At 72.7% G+C, this 23,759-nt stretch carries 25 protein-coding genes and 1 tRNA gene; 10 read left to right on the top strand and 16 right to left on the bottom strand.

Annotated features, from left to right (window positions below; genetic code table 11):
• The first annotated feature begins 18 nt into the window (after positions 1-18).
• From CLV52_RS02225 to CLV52_RS02215, 3 genes are all read left to right on the top strand, one after another.
• A complete protein-coding gene (locus CLV52_RS02225) occupies positions 19-1,074 on the top strand; it encodes a threonine aldolase family protein (RefSeq protein WP_133764443.1) in 1,056 nt (351 codons plus the stop codon).
• A 104-nt stretch (positions 1,075-1,178) separates the two neighbouring features.
• Positions 1,179-1,973: a metal-dependent hydrolase gene (locus tag CLV52_RS02220; protein ID WP_133764441.1), complete on the top strand. Its 795-nt coding sequence runs from the start codon at positions 1,179-1,181 to the stop codon at positions 1,971-1,973.
• A gap of 113 nt (positions 1,974-2,086) precedes the next feature.
• Entirely contained in the window at positions 2,087-3,457 is a 1,371-nt protein-coding gene (locus tag CLV52_RS02215) for a flavin monoamine oxidase family protein (protein ID WP_133764439.1), read from the top strand.
• Positions 3,458-3,520: 63 nt separating this feature from the next.
• Here CLV52_RS02215 and CLV52_RS02210 read toward each other — a convergent pair whose 3' ends face one another.
• On the bottom strand, positions 3,521-4,000 hold the full coding sequence (locus CLV52_RS02210) for a GNAT family N-acetyltransferase (RefSeq protein ID WP_133764437.1): 480 nt from the start codon (positions 3,998-4,000) through the stop codon (positions 3,521-3,523).
• A 39-nt stretch (positions 4,001-4,039) separates the two neighbouring features.
• Here CLV52_RS02210 and folP point away from each other — a divergent pair, with 39 nt between their 5' ends.
• Genes folP through folE form a run of 3 tightly spaced genes read left to right on the top strand, consistent with a single transcriptional unit; the run spans position 4,040 to position 6,239 of the window.
• Positions 4,040-4,837, top strand: coding sequence for a dihydropteroate synthase (gene folP / locus CLV52_RS02205; RefSeq protein WP_133764435.1), 798 nt, complete (start codon positions 4,040-4,042; stop codon positions 4,835-4,837).
• Complete coding sequence (gene folK, locus CLV52_RS02200; protein ID WP_133764433.1) at positions 4,834-5,679, top strand: 2-amino-4-hydroxy-6-hydroxymethyldihydropteridine diphosphokinase; 846 nt, start codon at positions 4,834-4,836, stop codon at positions 5,677-5,679. Before folP ends, folK begins: the two co-directional genes overlap by 4 nt.
• The gene (folE, locus tag CLV52_RS02195) at positions 5,676-6,239 is read left to right on the top strand and encodes a GTP cyclohydrolase I (RefSeq protein ID WP_133764431.1); all 564 of its coding nucleotides are present in this window, start codon (positions 5,676-5,678) and stop codon (positions 6,237-6,239) included. Before folK ends, folE begins: the two co-directional genes overlap by 4 nt.
• Before the next feature lie 17 nt (positions 6,240-6,256).
• On the opposite strand, the gene sfnG is transcribed toward folE, so the two are convergent.
• The gene (gene sfnG / locus CLV52_RS02190) at positions 6,257-7,396 is read right to left on the bottom strand and encodes a dimethylsulfone monooxygenase SfnG (RefSeq protein ID WP_246017903.1); all 1,140 of its coding nucleotides are present in this window, start codon (positions 7,394-7,396) and stop codon (positions 6,257-6,259) included.
• A gap of 157 nt (positions 7,397-7,553) precedes the next feature.
• Between sfnG and CLV52_RS02185 the strand changes: the two genes are divergently transcribed.
• The gene (locus CLV52_RS02185; RefSeq protein ID WP_133764427.1) at positions 7,554-8,150 is read left to right on the top strand and encodes a nitroreductase family protein; all 597 of its coding nucleotides are present in this window, start codon (positions 7,554-7,556) and stop codon (positions 8,148-8,150) included.
• A 3-nt stretch (positions 8,151-8,153) separates the two neighbouring features.
• Here CLV52_RS02185 and CLV52_RS02180 read toward each other — a convergent pair whose 3' ends face one another.
• The 7 genes from CLV52_RS02180 to CLV52_RS02145 form a co-directional block, all read right to left on the bottom strand.
• Positions 8,154-8,957, bottom strand: a complete 804-nt coding sequence (locus tag CLV52_RS02180) for an alkaline phosphatase family protein (protein WP_133764425.1) — start codon at positions 8,955-8,957, stop codon at positions 8,154-8,156.
• 63 nt (positions 8,958-9,020) lie between these two features.
• Positions 9,021-11,189 carry an ATP-dependent Clp protease ATP-binding subunit gene (locus CLV52_RS02170; RefSeq protein WP_133764423.1) on the bottom strand — a complete coding sequence of 723 codons (2,169 nt, stop codon included), beginning with the start codon at positions 11,187-11,189 and terminating at the stop codon, positions 9,021-9,023.
• Positions 11,190-11,256: 67 nt separating this feature from the next.
• Complete coding sequence (locus tag CLV52_RS02165; RefSeq protein ID WP_133764421.1) at positions 11,257-11,709, bottom strand: heat shock protein transcriptional repressor HspR; 453 nt, start codon at positions 11,707-11,709, stop codon at positions 11,257-11,259.
• 82 nt (positions 11,710-11,791) lie between these two features.
• On the bottom strand, positions 11,792-12,784 hold the full coding sequence (locus tag CLV52_RS02160) for a DnaJ C-terminal domain-containing protein (RefSeq protein ID WP_133764419.1): 993 nt from the start codon (positions 12,782-12,784) through the stop codon (positions 11,792-11,794).
• A gap of 3 nt (positions 12,785-12,787) precedes the next feature.
• Complete coding sequence (locus tag CLV52_RS02155; protein WP_133764416.1) at positions 12,788-13,396, bottom strand: nucleotide exchange factor GrpE; 609 nt, start codon at positions 13,394-13,396, stop codon at positions 12,788-12,790.
• Positions 13,393-15,249, bottom strand: a complete 1,857-nt coding sequence (dnaK, locus tag CLV52_RS02150; RefSeq protein ID WP_133764414.1) for a molecular chaperone DnaK — start codon at positions 15,247-15,249, stop codon at positions 13,393-13,395. Before dnaK ends, CLV52_RS02155 begins: the two co-directional genes overlap by 4 nt.
• Before the next feature lie 163 nt (positions 15,250-15,412).
• Positions 15,413-16,309 (bottom strand): rhomboid family intramembrane serine protease, encoded by an 897-nt coding sequence (locus tag CLV52_RS02145; protein ID WP_133764413.1) that lies wholly within the window; start codon positions 16,307-16,309, stop codon positions 15,413-15,415.
• 143 nt (positions 16,310-16,452) lie between these two features.
• Here CLV52_RS02145 and CLV52_RS02140 point away from each other — a divergent pair, with 143 nt between their 5' ends.
• A complete protein-coding gene (locus CLV52_RS02140; RefSeq protein ID WP_133764411.1) occupies positions 16,453-17,790 on the top strand; it encodes an MFS transporter in 1,338 nt (445 codons plus the stop codon).
• Here CLV52_RS02140 and CLV52_RS02135 read toward each other — a convergent pair.
• From CLV52_RS02135 to CLV52_RS18255, 6 genes are read right to left on the bottom strand one after another with little or no spacing between them, the layout of a single operon-like run.
• Positions 17,740-18,240, bottom strand: a complete 501-nt coding sequence (locus CLV52_RS02135; RefSeq protein ID WP_246017902.1) for a DUF427 domain-containing protein — start codon at positions 18,238-18,240, stop codon at positions 17,740-17,742. The two genes, CLV52_RS02140 and CLV52_RS02135, sit on opposite strands and share 51 nt — an antisense overlap.
• A gap of 57 nt (positions 18,241-18,297) precedes the next feature.
• The gene (locus CLV52_RS02130) at positions 18,298-19,164 is read right to left on the bottom strand and encodes a prenyltransferase (RefSeq protein ID WP_133764408.1); all 867 of its coding nucleotides are present in this window, start codon (positions 19,162-19,164) and stop codon (positions 18,298-18,300) included.
• Positions 19,161-19,469, bottom strand: coding sequence for a lycopene cyclase domain-containing protein (locus CLV52_RS02125; RefSeq protein WP_133764406.1), 309 nt, complete (start codon positions 19,467-19,469; stop codon positions 19,161-19,163). Before CLV52_RS02125 ends, CLV52_RS02130 begins: the two co-directional genes overlap by 4 nt.
• Positions 19,466-19,807, bottom strand: a complete 342-nt coding sequence (locus CLV52_RS02120; RefSeq protein ID WP_133764404.1) for a lycopene cyclase domain-containing protein — start codon at positions 19,805-19,807, stop codon at positions 19,466-19,468. Before CLV52_RS02120 ends, CLV52_RS02125 begins: the two co-directional genes overlap by 4 nt.
• Positions 19,804-21,399 (bottom strand): phytoene desaturase family protein, encoded by a 1,596-nt coding sequence (gene crtI, locus CLV52_RS18260; RefSeq protein ID WP_162850680.1) that lies wholly within the window; start codon positions 21,397-21,399, stop codon positions 19,804-19,806. Before crtI ends, CLV52_RS02120 begins: the two co-directional genes overlap by 4 nt.
• Entirely contained in the window at positions 21,396-22,274 is an 879-nt protein-coding gene (locus CLV52_RS18255; protein ID WP_162850679.1) for a phytoene/squalene synthase family protein, read from the bottom strand. The genes crtI and CLV52_RS18255 overlap by 4 nt, the downstream gene beginning before the upstream one ends.
• A 134-nt stretch (positions 22,275-22,408) precedes the next feature.
• On the opposite strand from CLV52_RS18255, the gene idi reads away from it, so the two are divergent.
• Positions 22,409-22,939 (top strand): isopentenyl-diphosphate Delta-isomerase, encoded by a 531-nt coding sequence (gene idi, locus CLV52_RS02110; RefSeq protein ID WP_133764402.1) that lies wholly within the window; start codon positions 22,409-22,411, stop codon positions 22,937-22,939.
• 14 nt (positions 22,940-22,953) lie between these two features.
• Here idi and dcd read toward each other — a convergent pair whose 3' ends face one another.
• The gene (dcd, locus tag CLV52_RS02105) at positions 22,954-23,541 is read right to left on the bottom strand and encodes a dCTP deaminase (RefSeq protein ID WP_133764400.1); all 588 of its coding nucleotides are present in this window, start codon (positions 23,539-23,541) and stop codon (positions 22,954-22,956) included.
• 76 nt (positions 23,542-23,617) lie between these two features.
• Between dcd and CLV52_RS02100 the strand changes: the two genes are divergently transcribed.
• Positions 23,618-23,691 (top strand) — tRNA-Gly (locus CLV52_RS02100).
• Positions 23,692-23,759: the final 68 nt, after the last annotated feature.

Raw genomic sequence — 23,759 nt, 5'->3', positions numbered from 1 at the left:
CCGCGCGGGCGCGCGAGGATGGAGGACGTGCCACTCCACGACCCCACCCGCCGCACGTTCGCCTCCGACAACTACGCGGGGGTGCTGCCCGAGGTCCTCGCGGCCATCGCCGACGCCAACGGCGGCCACCAGATCGCGTACGGCGAGGACGTCTACACGGCGCGGCTCGGCGAGGTCGTCCGCCACGAGTTCGGCGATCGCGCGGAGGTCTTCCCGGTCTTCAACGGCACCGGCGCGAACGTGACGGCGCTCACGGCGCTCGTCCCCCGCTGGGGCGCGATCGTCGCGACCGGCTCCGCCCACATCCACACCGACGAGGCGGGCGCCCCCGAGCGGGTGAGTGGGCTGAAGCTGCTCGTCGTCCCCGAGGAGGAGGGCAAGCTCACGCCCGCCGCGGCCGAGACCGAGGCGTGGGGCTGGGGCGACGAGCACCGCCCGCAGCCGCTGGCCGTCTCGATCACGCAGTCGACCGAGCTCGGCACCGTCTACACGCCGGACGAGGTGCGGGCGATCGCCGACTTCGCGCACGAGCGCGGGATGGCGGTGCACATGGACGGCGCGCGCATCTGGAACGCCGCCGCCGCACTCGATCTCCCCTTCGCCGCGTTCACGCGCGACGCCGGTGTCGACGTCCTGTCGCTCGGCGGCACGAAGAACGGCCTGCTGGGCGCCGAAGCGATCGTGGTGCTCGACCCCGACCGTGTCGACGGCCTCGTGTTCCTCCGGAAGATGAACATGCAGCTCGCGAGCAAGATGCGGTTCGCGAGCGCGCAGCTGCTCGCACTCTTCGAGGACGGGCTCGGCGTCCGGACCGCGCAGCACTCGAACGCGATGGCCGCCCGCCTCCGGGCCGGCCTCGAGGGCATCGAGGGCGTCGGGTTCAGCCACCCGACCCAGGCGAACGCGGTGTTCGCGGAGCTCGACCTCGACGCCGCGGACCGCGTGCGCGAGCGGTACCGGTTCTACGACTGGGACCGGGCCAAGCGTCAGGTGCGCTGGATGTGCGCGTTCGACACGACCGAGGCGGACGTCGACGACTTCGTCGCGACGGTGCGGGGCGCGCTGGCGCAGTAGACCCGTTCACGGATGCGGAGATCCGGTCAGGCGACGCCTCCCGACCTCCGCATCCTGGACCAGACCCGCGCGGCACCCGGCCGCGGAGCACCGGTGGATGCACGATGGCGCGCGTGATGGGCGTCAACCACGCGACCAGCGGCGCGGCCGTGTGGTTCGCGGCGACGGCGGCCCTGCCGTCGTTCGGCACCGACGTCTACCCGCTCTCCCCCGCCGGCGTCCTCTCCGGGGCGGTCGTGTGCGCGGGAGCGGCGCTCCTGCCCGACGCGGACCACCACAGCGGCACGATCGCGCACTCCGTCCCGATCGTCGGGAAGGTGGTCGCGCGCAGCATCGAGGATGCGAGCGGCGGTCACCGGCACGGGTTCCACACGATCCTGGCCGGGGCGATCGTGACCCTCCTCGCCGTGCTCGTCGGCCGGTTCACCGTCCCGATCCCCGAGCTCGGCCTCGTGCCGATCGGACCGGCGATCGCGACGATCGGCCTCATCTGCTTCGCCGTGAAGGCGCGCGAGCTCGTGCGCTCGTGGGCGGGTGCGTGGGCGATCGGCGTCCTCGCCGCCGTCGCTGTCGTCGTGTTCGCGCCGGACAACCCGACCTGGTTCCCGATCGCGGTCGGCCTCGGCTTCCTGACGCACATCGCCGGCGACCTCCTCACCGTGGAGGGCGTCCCCTCACCCACCTGGCCCGTGCAGATCACCCCGCCGAAGCTGTGGGCGCGAACGCCGGTGCTGCGATCGGTGTGGAAGCGGAACGGCTACATCGCCGTCCCCGTGCTCGGCCACGCCGGCAGCTGGCGCGAGACGCTGTTCGGCGCCTTCCTCGGCCTCTACTGCGTGTACGCGGTCGTGATCGTGGTCGCCCGCGCGGCGCACGTGTCGCTCGTCGCGCTCGGCTGAGCCTTCGGATCCAGTCGTCACCTCCCGGTCTGGGGTGCGGGATCGGCGCCGCTCGGGCCGATTCGCAGGCGATCCGGGCATCGCCGCCCCGATGGGCTCCATATGCTGGCCGGATGGATCGGATCGAGCGGGACGTGGTCGTCATCGGCGCCGGCGCGTGCGGCCTCACCGCGGCGACGCAGCTGCGGAGGTCGGGCGCCTCGGTGATCGTGCTGGAGGCGCGGGACCGGGTCGGCGGACGCCTCCGGAACGACGACTCCTCCGGCGCCCTGCTGGAGCTCGGGGGCCAGTGGGTCTCCCCGGACCAGACGGCGCTCAAGGGCGCGATCGAGGAGCTCGGGCTCGAGACCTTCTCGCGCTACCGCGACGGCGACAGCGTCTACATCGGCCCGGACGGCGTCTCCCACCGGTTCACCGGCGACATCTTCCCGGCGTCGCCGGAGACGCAGGCCGAGATCGAGCGGATGATCGCCGTGCTCGACGGCCTCACGGCCGAGATCGATCCGGACCGCCCGTGGGCGCACCCGCGCGCCCGGGAGCTCGACGGCATCACCTGGCGGGCGTTCCTCGAGCAGCTCTCCGACGACGCCGAGGCGCGGTCGAACGTCGCCATGTTCACCGCCGAGGCCATGCTCACGAAGCCGGCGCACGCATTCTCCGCGCTGCAGTCCCTGCTCATGGCCGCGTCGGCCGGCAGCTTCTCGCACCTCGTCGACGCCGACTTCATCCTCGACAAGCGGGTCGTCGGCGGCCTGCAGCAGGTGCCGCTGCGGCTCGCCGCGGCACTCGGGGACGACGTGCTGCTCTCCCGCCCGGTGCGGCGCATCACGTGGTCGGCGGACGGCGCGGTCGTCGAGGCGGACGGGGACCTCGTGGTCGAAGCGCGGCAGGTCGTCCTCGCGGTCCCGCCGAACCTCTACGACCGCATCGACTACGTGCCGACCCTGCCGCTCCGACGGCACGTGCTGCACCAGCACCTCTCGCTCGGGCTCGTCATCAAGATCCACGCCGTCTACGAGGAGCCGTTCTGGCGGGAGGACGGGCTGTCGGGCACCGCGTTCAGCCCCTACCTCTCCGTCCACGAGGCGTACGACAACTCGAATCACGGCGACCCGCGCGGGATCCTCGTCGGGTTCGCGTCCGACGCCCGCGCCGATCGCCTGCTCGCGCTCGAGCCCGACGAGCGGCGCGAGGCGATCCTCGACGACCTCGCGCGGTACTACGGCGAGCGCGCGAAGCACCCCACGATCTACGTCGAGAGCGACTGGGGCAGCGAGGAGTGGACGCGCGGCGCCTACGCCGCGAGCTTCGACATGGGCGGCCTCGAGCGGTTCGGCGCGGACGTCCGCACGCCGGTCGGCCCGATCCACTGGGCGTCGAGCGACATCGCCGGCGCCGGGTACCAGCACGTCGACGGCGCCATCCGGATGGGCCACTGGGTCGCCGACCAGGTGCTCGCGGCCCTCGCCCCGACCCCGGCCTGATCGCTTTGCTCACGCTTCTTGCCGCCCGACCACCGGCCGGGCGGCAAGAAGCGTGAGCAAGGTTCAGAGGGGGCGGTGCATCACGTGGAGGCCGACGAGGCCGTGCGACCGGCTGTCGAACGCCTCCGGGACCGTGCCGACGATGCGGAAGCCGAGCGACTGCCAGAGGTGCACCGCGGTGGTGTTCGTCTCGACGACGGCGTTGAACTGGACCGCGCGGAAGCCGGCCGCCTTCGACCAGGCCAGCATGTGCTCGCCGAGCGCCCTGCCCACCCCGCGACCGCGCGCGGCCTCGGCCACCATGAAGCTCGCGGTGCCGACGTGGGAGCCGCGGCCCGGCCGGTTCGGGCCCATCGTCGCCGAGCCGAGGACGACGCCGTCCTCCTCCGCCACGACGACGCGGTGCTGGCCGAGCCAGAGCGCCTCGGCCTCCGCGGAGGACAGACCGGGCGGGTAGGCGTAGGTCTCCCCCGCCTCGACGACCGCGGCGAAGAACGGGAAGATGGCCGGCCAGTCGGCGGCCGTCGCCTCGCGGATGAGCACGCCCCACGGTACCGAGCCGCCGCTAGCCTGATCGGGCCCATGCCGCAGCCCTTCGTCCCGCCGGTCGTGTTCGGCGTCCTCAACGTGACGCCGGACTCGTTCAGCGACGGCGGCCGCTTCCTCGACCCGGCCGCTGCCATCGGGCACGGCCAGGCGCTCGTCGAGGCCGGCGCCGACGTGGTGGACGTCGGCGGCGAGTCCACCCGGCCCGGCGCCGCGCCCGTGGACCCGGGCGAGGAGCTCCGACGCGTCCTCCCGGTCGTCGAGGGCCTCGTCGCGGGCGGGATCCGCGTCAGCATCGACACCCGCCGCGCATCGGTCGCCGCCGCCGCCGTCCGGGCGGGGGCGACGATCGTCAACGACGTGGACGGCGGCCGTGACCCCGGGCTGCTGCGCGTCGCCGCCGATTCCGGCGCCGACCTCGTGCTCATGCATTCGCGGGGACCGGCCGGTCGCGGCGGCGACTACGGCGATGTGGTCCGGGACGTCGCCACCGACCTCCGGGACCGCGTGGACGCCGCGACGACCGCTGGCGTCCCCCGCCAGCGGCTCGTCGTCGATCCGGGCGTCGGGTTCAGCAAGACGGCGGCCGAGAACTGGCACCTGCTCGCGCACCTCGACGCGCTGGGGGTCGACGGCCTCCGCCTCCTCGTCGGGGTCTCGCGGAAGCGGTTCCTCGGCGAGCTCGTCGACGGACCGGCGGAGGACCGCGACGGCGTCACCGCCGTGCTCACCGCGCTGCTCGCCGAGCGGGGGGTCTGGGGCGTCCGCGTCCATGCGCCCGCCGTCAGCCGGGCCGCGATCGACGTCGTCCGACGCATGCGGGAAGCGGCATGAGCGCCGCGGACCGGATCCTGCTCACCGGCGTTCGGGCGTTCGGCCGGCATGGTGTGCTGCCCGAGGAGCGCGCCGCCGGGCAGGAGTTCGTGGTCGACCTGGAGCTGACGCTCGACCTCGCCGTCGCGGCGGCGACGGACCGGGTGCTCGCGACGGTGCACTACGGCGAGCTGGCGGAGGCCGTCGTCGCCGCGGTCGAGCGCGATCCGGTCGACCTCATCGAGACGCTCGCGCAGCGGATCGCGGACGTCGCACTCGAGGCCGAGCTCGTCGACGCGGTCGTCGTGACCGTGCACAAGCCCTCGGCGCCGATCCCCGTGCCGTTCGCGGACGTCGCCGTCCGGGTCGAACGCCGGCGCACCGGGACCGTCGAGCCGGTCGTCATCGCGATCGGCACGAACCTCGGCGACCGGGCCGAGACGTTCGCAGAGGCGGTCGCTGCGCTCCAGCGCCTACCGGGCCTCACCGTCGACGTGGTGTCCTCGCTGCACGAGACCGTCGCCGTGACGCGCTCCGGCCCGGACCCGGACCGTCCGCGGTACGGGAACGGCGTCGTCGTCGGCCGCACCTCGCTGGCGCCGGAGGCCCTCCTGCACCGGCTGCTGCTGATCGAGCGGACCTTCGGGCGCGTGCGGGCCGAGCGGTGGGGCGACCGCACCCTCGACCTCGACCTGATCGTCCAGGGCGACCGGCGGATCGACGAACCGGGACTCGTCCTCCCCCACCCTCGCGCCCACGAGCGCGCGTTCGTGCTGTCGCCCTGGCTCGAGGCGGACCCGGACGCCGTGCTGCCCGGCCGCGGCCGCGTGCGCCACCTGCTCGCGGCACTGGAGGCGGGATGACGCCCGATCTGGAGCGTGCGCAGCGCGCCGTGGAGGAGTACCTCCGCGCCCTCGGCCTCGACCCCGCGGACCCGTCGCTCGACCGCACGCCCGAGCGGGTGGCCCGTCTCGGCGCCGAGCTGTTCGCGGGCGTCGGCGTGGACCCGGTGCCCGACCTCGCTGCCTCCGCCGTCGCGGACACCGACGCGCGCGGACCGGTGGCCTTCCTCGACATCCCGTTCCGGTCGACGTGCGAGCACCACCTGCTGAAGTTCGCGGGGGCGGTCTCGCTCGTCTACCGGCCGGGCGCGGTCGCGGGCCTCGGCGCGATCGTCCGGGTGATCGAGACCATCGCCGCCCGGCCGCAGGTGCAGGAGCGGCTCACCGACGAGATCGCCTTCGCGCTCGAGCACGGGCTCGGCGCGACGGGCGTGCTCGTCACCGCCGTCGCGGAGCACGACTGCGTGGCGATCCGCGGCCCGCGCATCCGCGGCGCGACGGTCCGGACGCTCGCGGCCCGCGGCGCGTACGCCGTCGAGCCGACGGCGGCGGAGGCCAGATCGCTGGTCGGCCTGGCCTGAGTCCCGGCCCGGCGCGCTCAGGCCCGATGCAGGCGCCCGGAGCGGATCGACTCCGCCTCCAGCTCGCGCACGATCGGCAGCACATCCCTCCCGAACGCCTCGATCTCCTCGATGAAGTGCAGGAAGCCGAGCAGGAACAGGTCGACGCCGCGCTCCTTGTAGGCGACGATGCGACGCGCGATCTGTTCCGGCGTGCCGATCAGTCCCGTGCGGAACCCGTCGTTGTACTGGACCAGGTCGCGGAACGTGGAGTCGGCCCACATGCCCTTGCCGTCCCCGGTCGACCGCCCGGCCTGCCGCACGGCCTCGCGGAACCCCTCGACCGCCTCCGGGTTCGCCTTCGCGATGATCTCCTCGAGGGTGTCCTGGGCCTCCTTCTCGGTGTCGCGCGCGACGACGAAGCCGTTCAGACCGAAGCGGACCCGGTCCGTGCGGCCGGCGAGCGCCGCCTCCGCGGTCACCTCGCGGTACTGCTCCTCGAACCCGGCGAAGTCCTTGCCGTTGCTGAAGTACCAGTCGGCGACGCGGCCGCCCATGCCGCGGGCGTCGGTGGAGTTGCCTCCCATGAAGATCTCGGGGTGCGGCCGCCCCTCCACGGGCCACGGCGTCGGCTGCATGGTGAAGTCGTGCACGCGGTAGAAGTCGCCCGAGAAGTCGACGTGCTGCTCGGTCCAGAGCGCGCAGACGACGCGGATGAACTCCTCGCTGCGTCGGTACCGCTCGCCGTGCTCGAGCCACGGCTCGCCGAGCCCGGTGAACTCGCCCTTGAACCAACCGGAGACGACGTTGATCGCCGCTCGGCCGTGCGAGAGGTGGTCGGCGGTCGTGATCCACTTCGCAAGCACCGCCGGGTGCCAGAGGCCGGGGTGGATCGCGGCGATCACCTTCAGACGCTCCGTGTTGAGCAGCAGGCCGAGGGAGAAGGAGGTGGACTCGTGCTGCTGGTCCGCACCGTAGGACGCGGTGTACCGGACCTGCGAGAGGGCGTAGTCGAATCCGTTCCGCTCGGCGGTCTGCGCGAGGCGGACGTTGTAGTCGAAGCCCCAGTCGGTGCGCTGCTCGATGTCGGAGGTCACCAGGCCGCCGGACACGTTCGGGACCCAGTAGGCGAATCGGAGCTGGTCGTCGGACGTCGCGTGCAGCGGTGCATCGGTCACCCGTGCACGGTAGGCGGAGGTCGTCGAGCCGCGCTCGACTGTTGCGCCGGGTGACGCCGCCGCAGCCCGCCGCCGGGAATAGTCCTCGTGGGGCATGCGCTGCACACCTCGGCCCGAAGGTGTGCTGCACCCCGTCCCTTCCGCTCCCGGAGGCAGCATGTCCACCGTCATCCCCGACCGCCAGGCCGTCACCGACGCCCCCATCGAGGAGATCCTGGCGATGCGCTGGTCACCGCGCTCGTTCGATGCGAACGCGGTGGTGACCGACGAGCAGGTGACGTCGCTGCTCGAGGCGGCGCGCTGGGCGGCCTCCGCCTCGAACGCGCAGGCGCGGCGCTTCATCGTCGGCAAGCGCGGCACGGAGACCTTCGACCGCATCGAGCGGCACCTCATGGGCTTCAACCGCACCTGGGCGCCCAACGCGTCGCTGCTCGTGCTGGCCATCGCCGTCGTGGCCCCCGACGGCGAGCAGCCGCTCGGCGCGCACCGCTGGGCCGAGTACGACCTGGGCCAGTCGATGGCGAACCTCGCGAGCCAGGCGCACGCGCTCGGGCTGCACGCGCACCCGATGGGCGGCATCGACGTCGCCGGACTGCAGGCCGAGTTCGACCTGCCGGAGCGCTTCCTCCCCGTCACGGTCACCGCGGTCGGCACGGTCGCCTCCCCCGACCTGCTGCCGGAGAAGTACCGCGAGCGCGAGACCGCCGTGCGCACGCGGCTGCCGCTCGACGAGCTGGTCCTCGTCCGCGACTGATGGTCAGGCGAGCGCGGCCAGCAGCCGCGGCGTGAGCTCCGCCGGTTCGATCGACGCGGGCCACGCGTCGAGGCCGGCGTTCCACGCGGCACGGACGACGAAGGACGCCACCACCTCGGGCTCCCCGCCGCCGTGGCCGCCGACGTCCACGTGCCCGTGGTCCGTCGTGGCGGCGACGAGCCACCGCTCCCCCGCTGCGGCGCGGTGCTCCACGACCTCCAGCAGCCGGCCGAGGTAGGCGTCCGTCCGCGTGATCGCCGCCGCGTACTCGTCGCTCCGGGCGCCGTGGACGTGGCCCGCCTCGTCGACGCCGGACCAGTACACGAAGGAGACGTCCGGCCCCGCGGCGAACAGCCCGGCGACGGCGAAGTCGGCGATCTCGGCGTCCGTCGTGCGGTAGCCGTAGGTCTCGCCGTCCCGCACGATCACCCGGTGCCGCTCCGCGCGGCGCTGCTCGTCACGCGTGTGGATCACCGGCCCGACCCCGACGGGGTCCACGAGGGGCGGCCAGGCGGCGGCGGCGAACGTCGTCCGGCTCGGGTCGGCGAAGAACGCGCGGCTCAGCAGGTCGGGGATGCCCGCCAGGCGGCTGCCGACGAAGGTGTTGTCGACGACGCCGTGCTCCGCGTGCGACGCCCCCGTGAGCAGCGTCGCCCAGCCGGGCCCCGAGATGGTCGGGACCGGCATCGTCATGCTCGTCGAAGCGCCCCGGGCGATCAGACCGCGGAGGTGCGGCGCGCGCTCCTCCGTCGCGAGGTCGAGCCGGAGGCCGTCGATGCCGACGAGCAGGAGGTGCAGGGCGCTCACGCCCCACGTCTACCGCCCGAAGATGAACGGCCTTCTCCCACCGGCGGATGGCGTGTGGCGTCGCTACGCGACGGGGACCTGGAAGCGGCCGACCGAGAGCCCGTCGACGTCGGGGTCGACGTCCACGCGGACCGTGTCGCCGTCCCGCACGTCGCCCGCGAGCAGCGCCCGGGCCAGCCGGTCGTCGATCTCGCGCTGCATCAGGCGGCGGAGCGGCCGCGCGCCGTAGAGCGGGTCGTACCCGCGCTCGGCGAGCCAGGTGCGCGCCTCGGGCGTCACCGCGAGCTGCAGCCGCCGGTCGGCCAGACGACGGCCGAGCCGGTCGATGTAGAGCTCGACGATCTGGCCGAGGTCCTCCTCCGTCAGCGACTGGAACACGACGATGTCGTCGAGCCGGTTCACGAACTCGGGCTTGAAGGCCTGCCGGACGAGCGCCTGGACGGCCTCCTCCTTCTGCTCGGTCGTGGTCGACGGGTCGATCAGGTACTGCGAGCCGAGGTTCGACGTGAGGATGAGGATCGTGTTGCGGAAGTCGACCGTGCGGCCCTGACCGTCGGTGAGGCGACCGTCGTCGAGCACCTGCAGCAGGATGTCGAAGACCTCCGGGTGCGCCTTCTCGACCTCGTCGAGCAGGATCACCGAGTACGGGCGGCGGCGGACGGCCTCCGTGAGCTGCCCGCCCTGCTCGTACCCGACGTACCCGGGAGGGGCGCCGACCAGGCGGGACACGGCGAACTTCTCCCCGTACTCGCTCATGTCGATGCGCACCATCGCGTGCTCGTCGTCGAACAGGAACTCGGCGAGCGCCCGCGCGAGCTCGGTCTTGCCGACGCCGGTCGGGCCGAGGAAGAGGAACGATCCGGTCGGGCGGCTGCCGTCCGCGATGCCGGCGCGGGTGCGCCGCACGGCGTCGGCCACGGCGCGCACCGCGGCCTTCTGTCCGATGAGCCGACGGCCGAGCTCGTTCTCGAGGTGCAGCAGCTTCTGCGTCTCGCCCTGCAGCAGGCGACCCATCGGGATGCCCGTCCATTGCGCCACGACGGCCGCGATGTCCTCGTCGGTCACCTGGTCGTTCACCATGCGCGGCTCGTCCGGGTGCTCCTCCGCCTGCTCGGCGGCGGCGAGCTCCCGCTCGATGACCGGGATCTCGCCGTAGAGCAGGCGGGAGGCCTCCTCGAGGTTGCCCTCGCGCTGCGCGCGCTCGGCGCGCATCCGCAGGGCGTCGACCTTCTCCTTGAGGTTGCCGACCCGGTTGAGGTCGGCGCGCTCGCGCTCCCACCGCGCCTGCAGCTCGCGCAGGTGCTCCTCGCGGCGCGCGAGGTCGGCGCGCAGCTTCTCGAGCCGGTCCCGGGACGCGTCGTCCTTCTCGCGCTTCAGCGCGAGCTCCTCGAGCTTCAGCCGGTCGACCGAGCGGCGCAGCTCGTCGATCTCGACCGGCGCCGAGTCGATCTCCATGCGGAGCCGGCTCGCGGCCTCGTCGATGAGGTCGATCGCCTTGTCCGGCAGCTGACGGGCGGAGATGTACCGGTTCGACAGCGCGGCGGCGGCGACGAGCGCCGAGTCGGCGATCGCGACCTTGTGGTGCGCCTCGTAGCGCTCCTTGAGGCCGCGGAGGATGGCGATGGAGTCGTCGACCGACGGCTCGCCCACGAACACCTGCTGGAACCGGCGCTCGAGCGCCGCGTCCTTCTCGATGTACTCGCGGTACTCGTTCAGCGTCGTCGCGCCGATCATCCGCAGCTCGCCGCGGGCGAGCATCGGCTTCAGCATGTTCGCCGCCGCGACGCTGCCCTCCCCGCCGCCCGCGCCCATCAGGGTGTGGAGCTCGTCGATGAAGGTGATGATCCGACCGTCGGAGTCGTTGATCTCCTTCAGCACGGCCTTCAACCGCTCCTCGAACTCGCCCCGGTACTTCGCGCCCGCGACGAGCGCCGCGAGGTCGAGGGAGACGAGCTGCTTGTTCTTCAGGGAGTCGGCGACGTCGCCCGCGACGATGCGCTGCGCGAGCCCTTCGACGACGGCGGTCTTGCCGACGCCCGGCTCGCCGATGAGCACGGGGTTGTTCTTCGTGCGCCGGGTCAGCACCTGGCTGACGCGGCGGATCTCCGAGTCCCGTCCGATGACGGGGTCGAGCTTGCCCGCGCGGGCGATCTCGGTGAGGTTGATGCCGTACTGCTCGAGCGCGCTCTTCGCGTTCTCCTGCGGAGCAGCCGCACCACGCATGTTGGCCATGGGTCCTGCTTTCTGCGGAAGTCGGTGGACGGGACGTCCATCGAGTTGAGCGCGGTGCGCTCAGGATTCATTCCACCTCGGCGTCCTCGATCTCGTCCGGATCGACCGGACGGGAACGCGGACGCCACACCATCAGCTCGGTGCGTCGGGCGGCACGGGTGCCGTGGCGCAAGGGCACCACGTCGCCCTGGGCGGAGGACGCGAAGACGCGGGCGCCCGGACGCGACAGCATCTCGTTCGCGAGCGCCGTCTCGAGCTGCCGCACGCGGTCCCGGAGGGCGACGACCTCGTTCTCGAGCTCCAGCACACGCCGGATGCCCTCGAGCGAGACGCCCTCGCCCGAGAGGCGCTGCACCTCCCGCAGCTGCGCGACCTCGCGCAGCGAGTAGCGGCGGGACTTGCCGGCGGTGCGGCGCGGGACCACGAGCCCGAGCCGGTCGTACTGACGCAGCGTCTGCGGGTGCATGCCCGCGAGCTCGGCGGCTGCGGCGATGGGGAAGATCGGGTCGTCGGCGTCCATCAGCGGATCTCCGTGCAACCGGGTTCACCGATACGGAGATCCGGCTGCGCGGGATCTCCGTATCCGTGAACCCGGCTCCTGGTCACACGCGGGCCTTCGCCAGGAGGTCGTCGCGCGGGTTCTCCTCGCCGGAGGCCGCCACGAGGGCCTCGAGGGCCTCCCGCTGCGCCGCCGACAGGTGGTTCGGGACCGCGACCTCGACTCGGGCGAGCAGGTCGCCCTTGCCCGTCTTCGTCTCGACACCCCGGCCCTTGATGCGGAGCACCCGGCCGCTCGAGGTGCCGGCCGGCACCTTCATGCGGACGGTGTCGCCGCCGAGCGTCGGCACCTCGATCGTCGCGCCCAGCGCCGCCTCGGCGAACGTCACGGGGACGTTCACGCGGAGGTTGAGACCGTCGCGCTCGAACACGGGGTGCTTGTCGACGTGGACGGTGAGGACCAGGTCGCCCGCCTCGCCGCCGTCCGGGCTCGGCTCGCCCTTCCCGCGCAGTTTCAGCTTCTGACCGTCGGTCACGCCGGCCGGGATGCGGACGGTGATCGGCTTGCCGTTGCCGCCGGACAGGGTGACGGTGTCGCCCTTGGTGGCGGTGACGAAGTCGATGCTCGTCGTCGCGGTGACGTCGCGTCCGGGCGTCGGGCCGCCGAAGCCCCGGAAGCCGCCGGAGGTCTGGCCGAAGCCACCGCCCCCGCCGAACATGCCGCCGAGGATGTCCTCGAAGCCGCCGCTGCCGCCGCGGGTCCCCGTCCGCGTCCGTGCGCCCTGGTTGAACAGGCCGCCGAACACGTCCTCGAAGCCGCCGCCCTGCGGCCCGGCGCCGCCCGCGGTGAAGCGGGCGCCCGAGCCCATGGCGCGGATCTGGTCGTACTCGCGCCGCTGCTCCTCGTCGGAGAGCACGCTGTACGCCTCGGAGATCTCCTTGAACCGCGACTCCGCTGCCGTGTCACCCGGGTTGGAGTCCGGGTGGAACTGCCGTGCGAGCTTCCGGTAGGCCTTCTTCAGGTCGGCCTGCGAGACGGACTTGTCCACGCCGAGGACCCGGTAGAAGTCCTTCTCGAACCAGTCCTGACTCGCCATGCCTCAGCTCCCCGACGGGGTGTCGACGACGACCTTCGCGACGCGGAGGGTGGTGTCGCCGATGCGATACCCGCGCTCGACGACGTCGGACACGGTCGGCTGCTGCACGTCCGGGCTCTCCCGCTGGAAGATCGCGTCGTGCTGGTGCGGGTCGAAGGGCTCGCCCTTCTCGCCGTAGGGCGTGATGCCGAGCTTCGCCACCGCCCCGCGCAGCTTCTGCGCGATCGCGGTGAGCGGGCCGCCCTCAGCGAGGTCGCCGTGCGCCTCCGCGCGGTCGAGGTCGTCGAGCACGGGCAGGATCGCCCGCGCCGCGTCACCGGTCGCGCGGTCCTTGATGGCGTCGCGCTCCCGCTCCGTGCGCCGGCGGTAGTTCGCGTACTCCGCGGTCACCCGCTTGAGGTCGGCGAGGTGCTCGTCACCGGGCTTCGGGGCGCCGTCCCGAGCCTGTCGAGGGGTCCCGTCCGGGAGGTCGCCCTCGCCGTTGAGGAACGCCTGGTCGGCGTCCGTGAGCGAGGTCTCCACGTCCGGTCCCTCGGCGGCGATGAACTCCTCGTCGCCCTGCGGGGCGCCCTCCTCGGGCGCCCCCTCCGGCTGCTGCTTGTCGTCCGTCATCGCTTGGGCTCGTCCTCGTCCACGACCTCGGCGTCCACCACGTCCTCGTCGGAGGACGACGAGGACGTGGCCTCGTCGGCGGCCGGCGCGGACTGCTCCGCCTGCGAGCTGGCGTAGATGGCCTGGCCGAGCTTGGTCTGGCTCTCGTTCAGCTTGTCGAACGCCGTCTTCACCGCGTCGTCGTCGTCACCGGCGAGCGCGCTCTTCAGCGCGTCGACGTCGCTCTGCACCTCGTCCTTGACGTCCGCGGGCAGCTTGTCGTCGTTCTCCTTGATGAGCTTCTCGATCGAGTAGACGAGCTGCTCGCCGGAGTTGCGGACCTCGGCGGCCTCGCGGCGCCGCTTGTCCTCGGCGGCGTGCTCCTCGGCCTCGCGGACCATGCGCTCGATGTCGTCCTTCGGGAGGCTCGAGCCGCCCGTGATCGTCATCGACTGCTCCTTGCCGGTGCCCTTGTCCTTCGCGGAGACGTGGACGATGCCGTTCGCGTCGATGTCGAAGGTGACCTCGACCTGCGGCATGCCGCGCGGCGCCGGCGCGATGCCGGTCAGCTCGAACGTGCCGAGGTTCTTGTTGTCGCGGGTGAACTCGCGCTCGCCCTGGAACACCTGGATCGCGACGGAGGGCTGGTTGTCGTCCGCCGTCGTGAAGGTCTCGCTGCGCTTCGTCGGGATGGCCGTGTTGCGCTCGATGAGCTTGGTCATGATCCCGCCCTTGGTCTCGATGCCGAGGGACAGCGGGGTGACGTCGATGAGGAGGACGTCCTTGCGCTCGCCCTTCAGCACGCCGGCCTGGAGGGCGGCGCCGACGGCGACCACCTCGTCCGGGTTGACGCCCTTGTTGGGCTCCTTGCCGCCGGTGAGCTTCTTCACGAGCTCGGAGACGGCGGGCATGCGGGTCGAGCCGCCGACGAGCACCACGTGGGCGATGTCGCCGACCTTGACGCCCGCCTCCTTGATGACGTCCTCGAACGGCTTCCTCGTGCGGTCGAGCAGGTCGCTCGTCATGTTCTCGAACTGGGCGCGGGTCAGCGTCTCGTCGAGGTTCGCCGGGCCGTTCTCGGTGAGCGAGAGGTACGGGAGGGTGATCGAGGCGGAGGTGGAGCCGGAGAGCTCCTTCTTCGCCTGCTCCGCGGCCTCCTTGAGGCGCTGGAGCGCGATCTTGTCCTTCGAGACGTCGACGCCCGTCGACTCCTTGAAGCGCTTGATGAGGTGCTCGACGACCCGCTGGTCCCAGTCGTCGCCGCCGAGGCGGTTATCGCCCGCGGTGGAGCGGACCTGGATGGTCGAGAAGCCCTCGTCCTTGCCCACCTCGAGGAGGGACACGTCGAAGGTGCCACCGCCGAGGTCGAAGACGAGGATGAGCTCATCCTCCTTGCCCTTGTCGAGGCCGTACGCGAGCGCGGCCGCGGTCGGCTCGTTGATGATGCGGAGGACGTTGAGGCCGGCGATCTCACCGGCGTCCTTCGTCGCCTGGCGCTCGGCGTCGTTGAAGTACGCCGGGACGGTGATGACCGCGTCGGTGACGGTGTCGCCGAGGTACTGCTCCGCGTCGCGCTTCAGCTTCCCGAGGATGCGGGCCGAGATCTCCTGCGGCGTGTACTTCTTGCCGTCGATCTCGGTCGTCCACGAGGTGCCCATGTGGCGCTTGACGGACGAGATGGTGCGGTCGACGTTCGTGACGGCCTGGCGCTTCGCGGTCTCGCCGACGAGCACGTCACCGTCCTTCGCGAACGCGACGACCGAGGGGGTGGTGCGGAAGCCTTCCGCATTGGCGATGACGGTGGGGTCGCCACCCTCGAGCACGGCGACCACGCTGTTCGTGGTCCCGAGGTCGATACCGACGGCACGAGCCATGGGGTTACTCCTTGCATTGAGGTCTGTGGTCGGGATTTGCGTCCCGACGACTCAACTCTAGGAAGCCCGGCGGGCGGTGTCCAATCCTGCGGGCCGAAGTTGAGTCACTGATGCTCAACTCTCAGCAAGCCGGATCATTCCCGGTCGCCCGGGTGCGCCCGCCTCAGAGGACGGGGAGGCCGCCGCGCAGCACCGCGAGCACGACGAGCAGCGCGCAGACCCCGGCGATGATCAGCACGGGCGTCCGCGGCTTCCAGCCGCGCGACGGCCCGGACTGCAGCAGGTACACGGTGCCGGCGCCGCCGATTATGCCGCCGACGAGCGCGGGGAGACCGCCGCCGGTCAGCGCGAACAGCAGGTTGATCGCGGTGATGACGAGGATCTGGGTGCGGGCCCTCGGGTCGCCCCAGACCTCGACGAGGAGGGCGGCGAACAGGCCGAACAGGGGCGCGGTGAGACCGAAGGCCGCGCCGCCCGACAGGAGCATGCCGGCGGTGCCGATGATCGACGCCACCGCGACGACGCCCAGGAAGCGCCGCATGCCGAGCATCCGCTCGAGCTGCGGTGCGGTGAGCCACCAGAAGACCCCGGAGAGCGCCGCGAACAGGATCGAGATGTCGAGACCGGCGGGGTACGTGAGCGGGGCGGTGACGAAGCGCCAGAGCTGCCAGGCGGTGCCCGGGAGGCCGCCGAGCCACTGGGCCGGCAGGTTGTTCGTCACGAGGCCCACCAGGAACAGGGCCGCGTAGGCGACGAGGATCGTCTGCGAGGCGACGGCCGTCCCGGAGCTCGACGCCCCGGCGAGCATCGACCGGACACGACCCGGCTGCCGGCGCCGCTTCGGCTTCGCGAGCGGGGTGACGTCGTGCGCGGGCCGCCAGGCCACGCCGCCGGAGGTCTCCGCGACGCACTCCGGGCAGTGCACGCCGACGGGCGCCTGGATCTGGCACTCCGGGCACACCGTGCGGCCGCACCGCTGGCACAGGACCCAGCTCTGCCGGCCGGGGTGGCGGTAGCAGACGGAGGGGTCGGTCTCGAGGGCACGCGTTCCGTCGCTCACAGCGGACGATTCTCCCTGATCCGGCGCCGGTCGACGCGTGCGCCGCCGCCCCCGTTCGCGCGCGCCCGCCCTCCGCAGCGCAGGGGGCCCGGCTGCGCGAACTGGGGTGCGAGCCGGACACCGGGGAGTCCTACGCTGCGCCCATGACCACGGCACCGGCGCCCGCCGTCCGACTGCTCGACCGCCGCGTCTTCGCCTGGGCGGCGTGGGACTGGGGCAGCGCCTCCTTCAACGCGGTCATCACCACCTTCGTCTTCACCGTCTACCTCACGAGCGACGCGTTCACGGGCCTCGACCCGGACGCGCCCGGCTTCAAGGCCGCCAAGGCGGCGCTCTCGAGCGGGCTCGGTCTCGGGCTCGCCATCGCCGGCGTCGCGGTGGCGCTGATCGCCCCGGTCGTCGGCAGGCGCTCCGACGCGGTCGGCCGGCGGCGCCGACCGCTGGCCGTCGCGAGCGCGGTCGTCGCCGCCTCCATGATCGGGATGACCTTCGTCCAGCCGGCCCCGTCGTTCTTCTGGTTCGGCGTCGCCCTCGTCGCGATCGGGACCGTCGCGTACGAGGCGGGCGCGGTCAACTACAACGCGATGCTGCTGCCCATCTCCACGCCCAAGTCGATCGGCCGCATCAGCGCGTTCGGCTGGGCGTCCGGCTACGTCGGCGGCATCGTCCTCCTGGTCCTGCTCGTCACGACCCTGATCCCGCTCGGGTCGTCCGGGGTGCAGCTGAGCGCGCTCGTGTGCGCGATCTGGTTCACCGTGTTCGCGATCCCCGTGCTCTTCGCGGTGCCCGACGACCGCCGCATCGCGACCGGTGAGCAGCTCGGCGTCCTCGCCACGTACCGGCGGCTGATCGCGGACCTCGTCGCCCTCTGGCGGAACGACCGCAACCTGTTGATGTTCCTCGTCGCGAGCGCCGTGTTCCGGGACGGCCTCACCGGCGTCTTCACGTTCGGCGCCGTCATCGCCGCCGCCGTGTTCGGGTTCACGTTCTCGGACGTGCTCGTGTTCGGCGTCGCGGCGAACCTCGTCGCGGGCGTGAGCACGCTGATCTCCGGCCGGTTCGACGACCGGTACGGCCCGAAGCCGGTGATCATGACCTCGCTCGTCGGCCTGGTGATCTGCGGCACGATCGCGTTCGCGCTGCAGCACGAGGGCCGCTGGGTGTTCTGGGTCTTCGGCCTGGCGCTGTGCCTGTTCGTCGGCCCCGCGCAGACCTCCAGCCGTGCGCTCCTCGGCCGGCTCGTGCCCGCGGAGCGGGCGGGCGAGCTGTTCGGCCTCTACGCGACGACCGGTCGCGCGGCCAGCTTCATCGCCCCCGCGGCCTTCGCGGCGTTCACCGCCATCGCGCAGGACCAGGGGTTCGGCATCCTCGGGATCGTCCTCGTGCTCGCCCTCGGCCTGGTCCTCATGCTCCCCGTGAAGGGCTCGTTCTCACCAGCCGAGGGTGCCGGGCGCGCCCTTGAAGGGGCCGACCACCCGTGAGGTGATCCACCCGCCGTAGAAGTCGCCCTCCTGCGCCGTGACGGTCTCGTCGTCGACCAGGCAGCGGTCCATCCGCGACGGGTAGACCGCGATCCGGCCGGCGAGCGCCTCGTACCCCGGCCACGGCTCGGGGTAGGTCCACGCGGACCGCACCGCGATCCGGTCCCCGGCCGCGATCGTGAGGTAGTGCGCCATGCCCTTGAACTCGCACATGCTGAGGCCGCCGGCCTCGTGGACCGGGACGAGGAAGGCCTCCGGCGCCAGGTAGTACACGGGCGGGTGGCTCGTCTCGAGCACGCGCAGCGCGTCGGTCGTGTCGGCCACGAGCGCGCCGCCGAGCTCGATGCGGATCCGCTCGCTCGACGGCTCGACCGCGGGCGGCCGCGGGTAGTCCCAGACCGACTCCTGACCGGGGCCCGGGATCGCCCGGTGCACCTTCCTCACCCGCACGGCAGCAGTCTGCACGCTCCGGTTCGGAGGAGGCAGGGTCTTCCGGACCGCTGCGGATCAGGAGGCGGCGACGGCGGACGCGACGATCGCGAGCACCGTCACCCCGAACCCGGCGCCGTAGTTGATCGCGAGGAAGCGCCGCCAGCCCCGGTTCGCCTGCTCGGCGGTCGCGTCCGTGATGCCGACGAACGGCAGCACCATCACGAGGTAGGGGATCGCGAGCAGCCCCGCGAGCGCGACGGGCCAGCCCGAGAGCCCGGCGAGGACGCCGGCGGCGAGGTAGAGCACCGCCGAGCCGACGACCGTCGCCCGTGCGCCGAGCACGGTCGCGACCGAGCCGATGCCCGCCTCGCGGTCCGCCGGGATGTCCTGCACCGCGCCGAAGGCGTGGCTCGCCATGCCCCAGCAGAAGAAGGCGACGAGCACGAGCACGGTGGACGCCCGCGGGGCCGCGCCCGCGAGCGCGAGCCCGTAGACGGCCGGGCTCACGAAGTGCGTCGCGGAGGTGATCGAGTCGAGGACCGGCCGCTCCTTGAAGCGGAGCACGGGCGCGCTGTAGGCGATCACCGCGAAGACGCTGATCGCCAGGACGATCCACGACGCCCAGCCGCCGAGGAGCACGAGCACGACGAGGAACGGGACGTTCGTCACAGCGGCGGCGACGAGCGTCGGGCGGTGGAGGGCCGGCGCGAGCACGGCGCCCTCCACCCCGCCCTTGCGCGGGTTCCGGAGGTCCGACTCGTAGTCGAACACGTCGTTGATCCCGTACATCGCGAGGTTGTACGGGACGAGGAAGTAGAGCGTGCCGACGACGAGCACGAGCGGGTCCACCGGCCGCGCCAGCAGCAGGTAGGCGAGCGCGAACGGGTAGGCGGTGTTGATCCACGACAGCGGCCGGGACGAGACCACGAGGTGCCGGATCATCGCTCGGGCCTCCGTCGGCCGAGCAGCACCCAGAGCGCCGGCAGCGCCAGCGCCGCGACGACGCAGTACGAGAAGTCCTCGATCGGCGCGACGCCCACGCGGACGCCGAGGATCCGGGCCGGGTCGTACGCGACGATGCCGCTGCCGACGATGACGTTGTCGAACACCGCGGTGAGGGCGACGAGGACCGCCAGCGCGACGAGCGCGGCGCCGAGCACCCGGCGTCCCGCGCGGGCCAGCACGATCAGCGCGGCGACCGAGACCGGGACGGCGACGCCCGCAGCGAGCAGGAGGTAGCTCGTCATCGCTCGGCCCGCGCGCCGATCGCGTCGCGGCGCGCGAGCAGCCGTTCGGCGAGCGTGAAGGCCTCCATCGCGCTCAGGCACAGCAGCACGAGGAAGAAGACCTCCTCGATCGGGATCTCCGGCGCGAGGTCGAGGCCGATCAGCAGCCGCTGTCGCCCCTCGAAGAAGATCCGCAAGCCGACGCCCGCGGCGTCCCAGACGAGGAAGCCGACGACGCCCACCACGAGCACGAGCGCGGCGCGGGCGGGAGCGGCGCAGAGGAAGAGCCTCCACCGCAGGTCGAGGACGACCAGGCCGGCGATGGCGACGAGTAGGCCGGCGAGGTAGAGGCCGGTCACGGCCGCACCAGCGGCTCGGGCAGCGGCCCGGCCGAGGTGTCCCCGTGCAGGCGCTTGACGACGAGCTCCGCACTGATGAGGCACATGGGCAGGCCGATGCCGGGGATCGTCGAGCCGCCCGCGAACAGCAGGCCGTCGACCTCCGTGCTCGTGTTGCCCGCGCGGAACAGCGCCGACTGCGCGAGCGTGTGCGCGGGGCCGAGGGCCGTGCCCTGCCAGGCGGCGAGGTCGTCGCGGAAGTCGGCCGGCCCGATGGTGCGCCGCACCGCGATGCGGTCGCGGAGGTCCGGCACGTCGAGCCAGCGCGCGATCTGGTCCACGGCGCGGTCGGCGATCGCCTCGACCTCCGGCGCTCCCCCGCCGTTCACGCCGCCGTGCCCGATGGACGGGTCGGCGGTGACCGGGACGAGGACGAAGAGGTTCTCGTGGCCCTCCGGAGCGACGTCGTCGGAGGCGCTCGGCCGGCAGACGTACAGCGACAGCTCGTCCGGCAGCGGCGGGCCGGGGCGGTGCTTCGGCATGACGGCGTCGAAGTTGCGGTGCCAGTCGGCGGTGAAGAGGAGCGTGTGGTGCAGCAGCTCCGGCAGCTCGCCGCGGACGCCGAGCAGCACGAGGACCGCGGACGGGCCCGGCGTGCGCTTCGCCCACCAGTCGGCGTCGTGGGTGCGGAGCGCGGGCGGCAGGAGCGTGCGCTCGGCGGCCTCGAGGTCCATCGTGCTCACGACGAGGTCGGCGGGGATCGTCTCCCCGGAGGCGGTGCGGACGCCCGTGACCGTCGGCTTCCCGCCCGCGGTCCCGGCGGTGACGATGCGCGCCGCCGCGGTCCCGGTGCGGATCTCGACGCCGCGCTGCTCGGCCTGCCGGCGGATCGCCTCGACCACCGCGCTGATGCCGCCGCGGGGGTAGAGCACGCCGCCCTCGAGGTCGAGCGTGCTCATCAGGTGGTACATCCCCGGGGTGTCGTACGGGGAACTGCCGAGGAACACCGCGGGGTACTGCAGGATCTGCGCCAGCCGGCGGTCGCGGAACCGCTTCGTGACGTACCGGTGCAGGGACTGCGTGAGCATGGGCACGAGGCGCGGCAGCCCGCGGACGACGTCGCGGACGAGCAGCGGCCGCAGGTCCTGGAACGTCGTGTAGAGGAAGTACCGCTTCGCGGTCTCGTAGACCCAGCGCGCGGAGTCGAGGTACCCCACGAGCACCGGTCCCGAGCCGGGCTCGAGCCGCTCGGCGAGCGCGACGTTCTCGGCGCGGCTCGCGGCGACGTCGACGACCTCGGCGGGTGCGCCGTCCCGCGGCTCGAAGACGACCCGGTACCCCGGGTCGAGCCGCTGCAGGTCGAGCTCCGCCGCCGCGGTGGTCCCGAGCAGTCGGAAGAAGTGGTCGAAGACCTCGGGCATGAGGTACCAGGAGGGCCCGGTCTCGAACCGGTAGCCCCCGGTCCGCCACTCCCCCGCGCGGCCGCCGACGTCCTCCCGCGCCTCGAGGAGGACGACCTCCCAGCCCTCCTCCGCGAGCAGCGCCGCGGACGCGAGGCCGGAGATCCCGCCCCCGATGACGACCGCGCGGCGCCCCGCGCCCGGGCCGCTCATCGGTCCCTCGGCAGCCGGCCCGCGACCGCGAGGACGGCGAGCCGCGCCTTCACGGGGTCGGGGACGCGGATGCGGGTCGTGCGGAGCGTCGCCGCCGGGGTGGCGCGGATGCGGTCGTTCAGCGCCGCGAACAGGCCGTGCGCCAGTGCGACCGCGCGGCGGGGGCCCGGCTCGAGCAGTGGCAGGGCCGCCGCCGCCGCCTCGAGATCGGCGTCGACGTCCGCGACGAGCCGGCGCTTCGTCGACTCGTCGAGGCGGGCGACGTCCACGCCCGGGAAGTACGAGCGGCCGAGACCGTCCGCGTCCGCGGCGAGGTCGCGGAGGAAGTTCACCTTCTGGAACGCGGCGCCGAGTCGGCGTGCACCGGTCTCGAGCACCGCGAGCTGCTCCGCCGTGCGCGGCCGACCCGCGGCCGTGAAGGCCCGGAGGCACATGAGGCCGACCACCTCCGCGGACCCGTCGACGTAGGTCGCGAACGTGTCGTCCGTGTGGGTGGTGCGCTCGAGGTCCATCCGCATCGACGTGAAGAACGGGGTGACGATCTCCTGCTCGATGCCGACCGTGCGGGCGGTGACCGCGAACGCGTGGACGACGAGGTTCGTCGACCAGCCGGTCGCCATCGCCGCCGCGGTGTCCCGCTCGAGGTCGTCGAGGGCGGCGGCGATGCGCTTCACGGGGACGCCCGCCGCGGCCGCGACGCCGTCGACGATCTCGTCGGCGAGGCGCACGAGGGCGTACACGTTGCGGATGTGCTGCCGCGTCGCCCGGGGCAGCAGGCGGACGGCGAGGCCGAACGACGTGGAGTACTCGCCGATGACGACGGCCGACGACCGCGTCGCGGCGCGGTCGTAGCGCTCAAGTGGGGAGGGGGTCATCGCCGTCCTCCGGTGCACGCCCTGCGCGGCGGGATGCACGTCGCGGTTCGGCGGCCCTCTAGGCTCGGGGCCCGACGACGCCCCCGAACGGGGGCGTTCCGACTCGGCACGACGGCAAGGGTACAGCGCAGCGGATGACGGAGAAGCGCGAGCAGGTGGTGCTCCTCGACGAGGACGGGACGCCGATCGGCACGGCCGACAAGGCGACCGTGCACGGGCCGGACACGCCCCTCCACCTCGCCTTCAGCTGCCATGTCCGGGACGCCGCCGGGCGGCTCCTCGTGACGCGCCGCGCGCTCGCGAAGCGCACCTGGCCGGGCGTCTGGACGAACTCCTTCTGCGGGCATCCCGCACCGGGCGAGGACCTCGCCGAGGCCGTCGCGCGTCGCGCGTCCGACGAGCTCGGGATCACCGTCTCCGACCTCCGGCTCGCGCTGCCCGACTTCCGGTACCGCGCCGTCGACGCCGCGGGCGTCGTGGAGAACGAGATCTGCCCGGTCTACACCGCGGTCACGCTCGACGAGGTCCAGGTGGACCCCGACGAGGTCGCGGAGCACCGGTGGATCGACGCCGACGACCTCGAGGTCGCGGTGAGCCGGGCACCGTGGGCGTTCAGCCCGTGGCTCGGCCTGCAGCTCGTCGAGCTCGCCGCCGTCCGCGGCTGACCCTCCGACGGGGGTCAGGCGCCGCCGCCGACGTCCGTCCTGGTGAAGTTCAGGTAGGAGCGGGAGGCCGTCGGGCCGCGCTGCCCCTGGTAGCGCGATGCGTACTCCCCCGAGCCGTAGGGCTTCTCCGCCGGCGAGCTGAGGCGGAAGAAGCAGAGCTGGCCGATCTTCATGCCCGGCCAGAGCTTGATCGGCAGCGTGGCGACGTTGCTCAGCTCGAGGGTGATGTGGCCCGTGAAGCCGGGGTCGACGAAGCCCGCCGTCGAGTGCGTGAGGAGCCCGAGGCGGCCCAGCGAGCTCTTGCCCTCGAGCCGCGCCGCGATGTCGTCGGGCAGGGTGACGGCCTCGTACGTCGCGCCGAGCACGAACTCCCCCGGATGGAGGATGAACGGCTGATCCGGCTTCGTCTCCACGAGGCGCGTCAGCTCCGGCTGGTGCTCGGCCGGATCGATGAACGGGTACTTGTGGTTGTCGAACAGCCGGAACGAGCGGTCGAGCCGGACGTCGAAGCTCGAGGGCTGGAGCAGTCCCGGGTCGTACGGGTCGAGCACCACGCGCCCCGACTCGAGCTCGGCGGAGATGTCCCGGTCCGACAGCAGCACGGCATCCGACCCTAGCGGCGGCGGCTCCCCGGTCCGCACCGTTGCTACACTCACCGGGCGCGAGTGATCGCGCGTCGCGGGCGTAGTTCAATGGCAGAACTCCAGCTTCCCAAGCTGGTAGCGCGGGTTCGATTCCCGTCGCCCGCTCCACTCCCCCCTCGTGCCGCACCCACGGCCTCATCTCCGGCCGTGATCCCGGTCGGTCCCTCGCACGTGGA

This window comes from Amnibacterium kyonggiense (genome assembly GCF_004364555.1).
Classification (GTDB): domain Bacteria; phylum Actinomycetota; class Actinomycetes; order Actinomycetales; family Microbacteriaceae; genus Amnibacterium; species Amnibacterium kyonggiense.
This window is presented reverse-complemented; position numbering and strand designations above follow the sequence as displayed.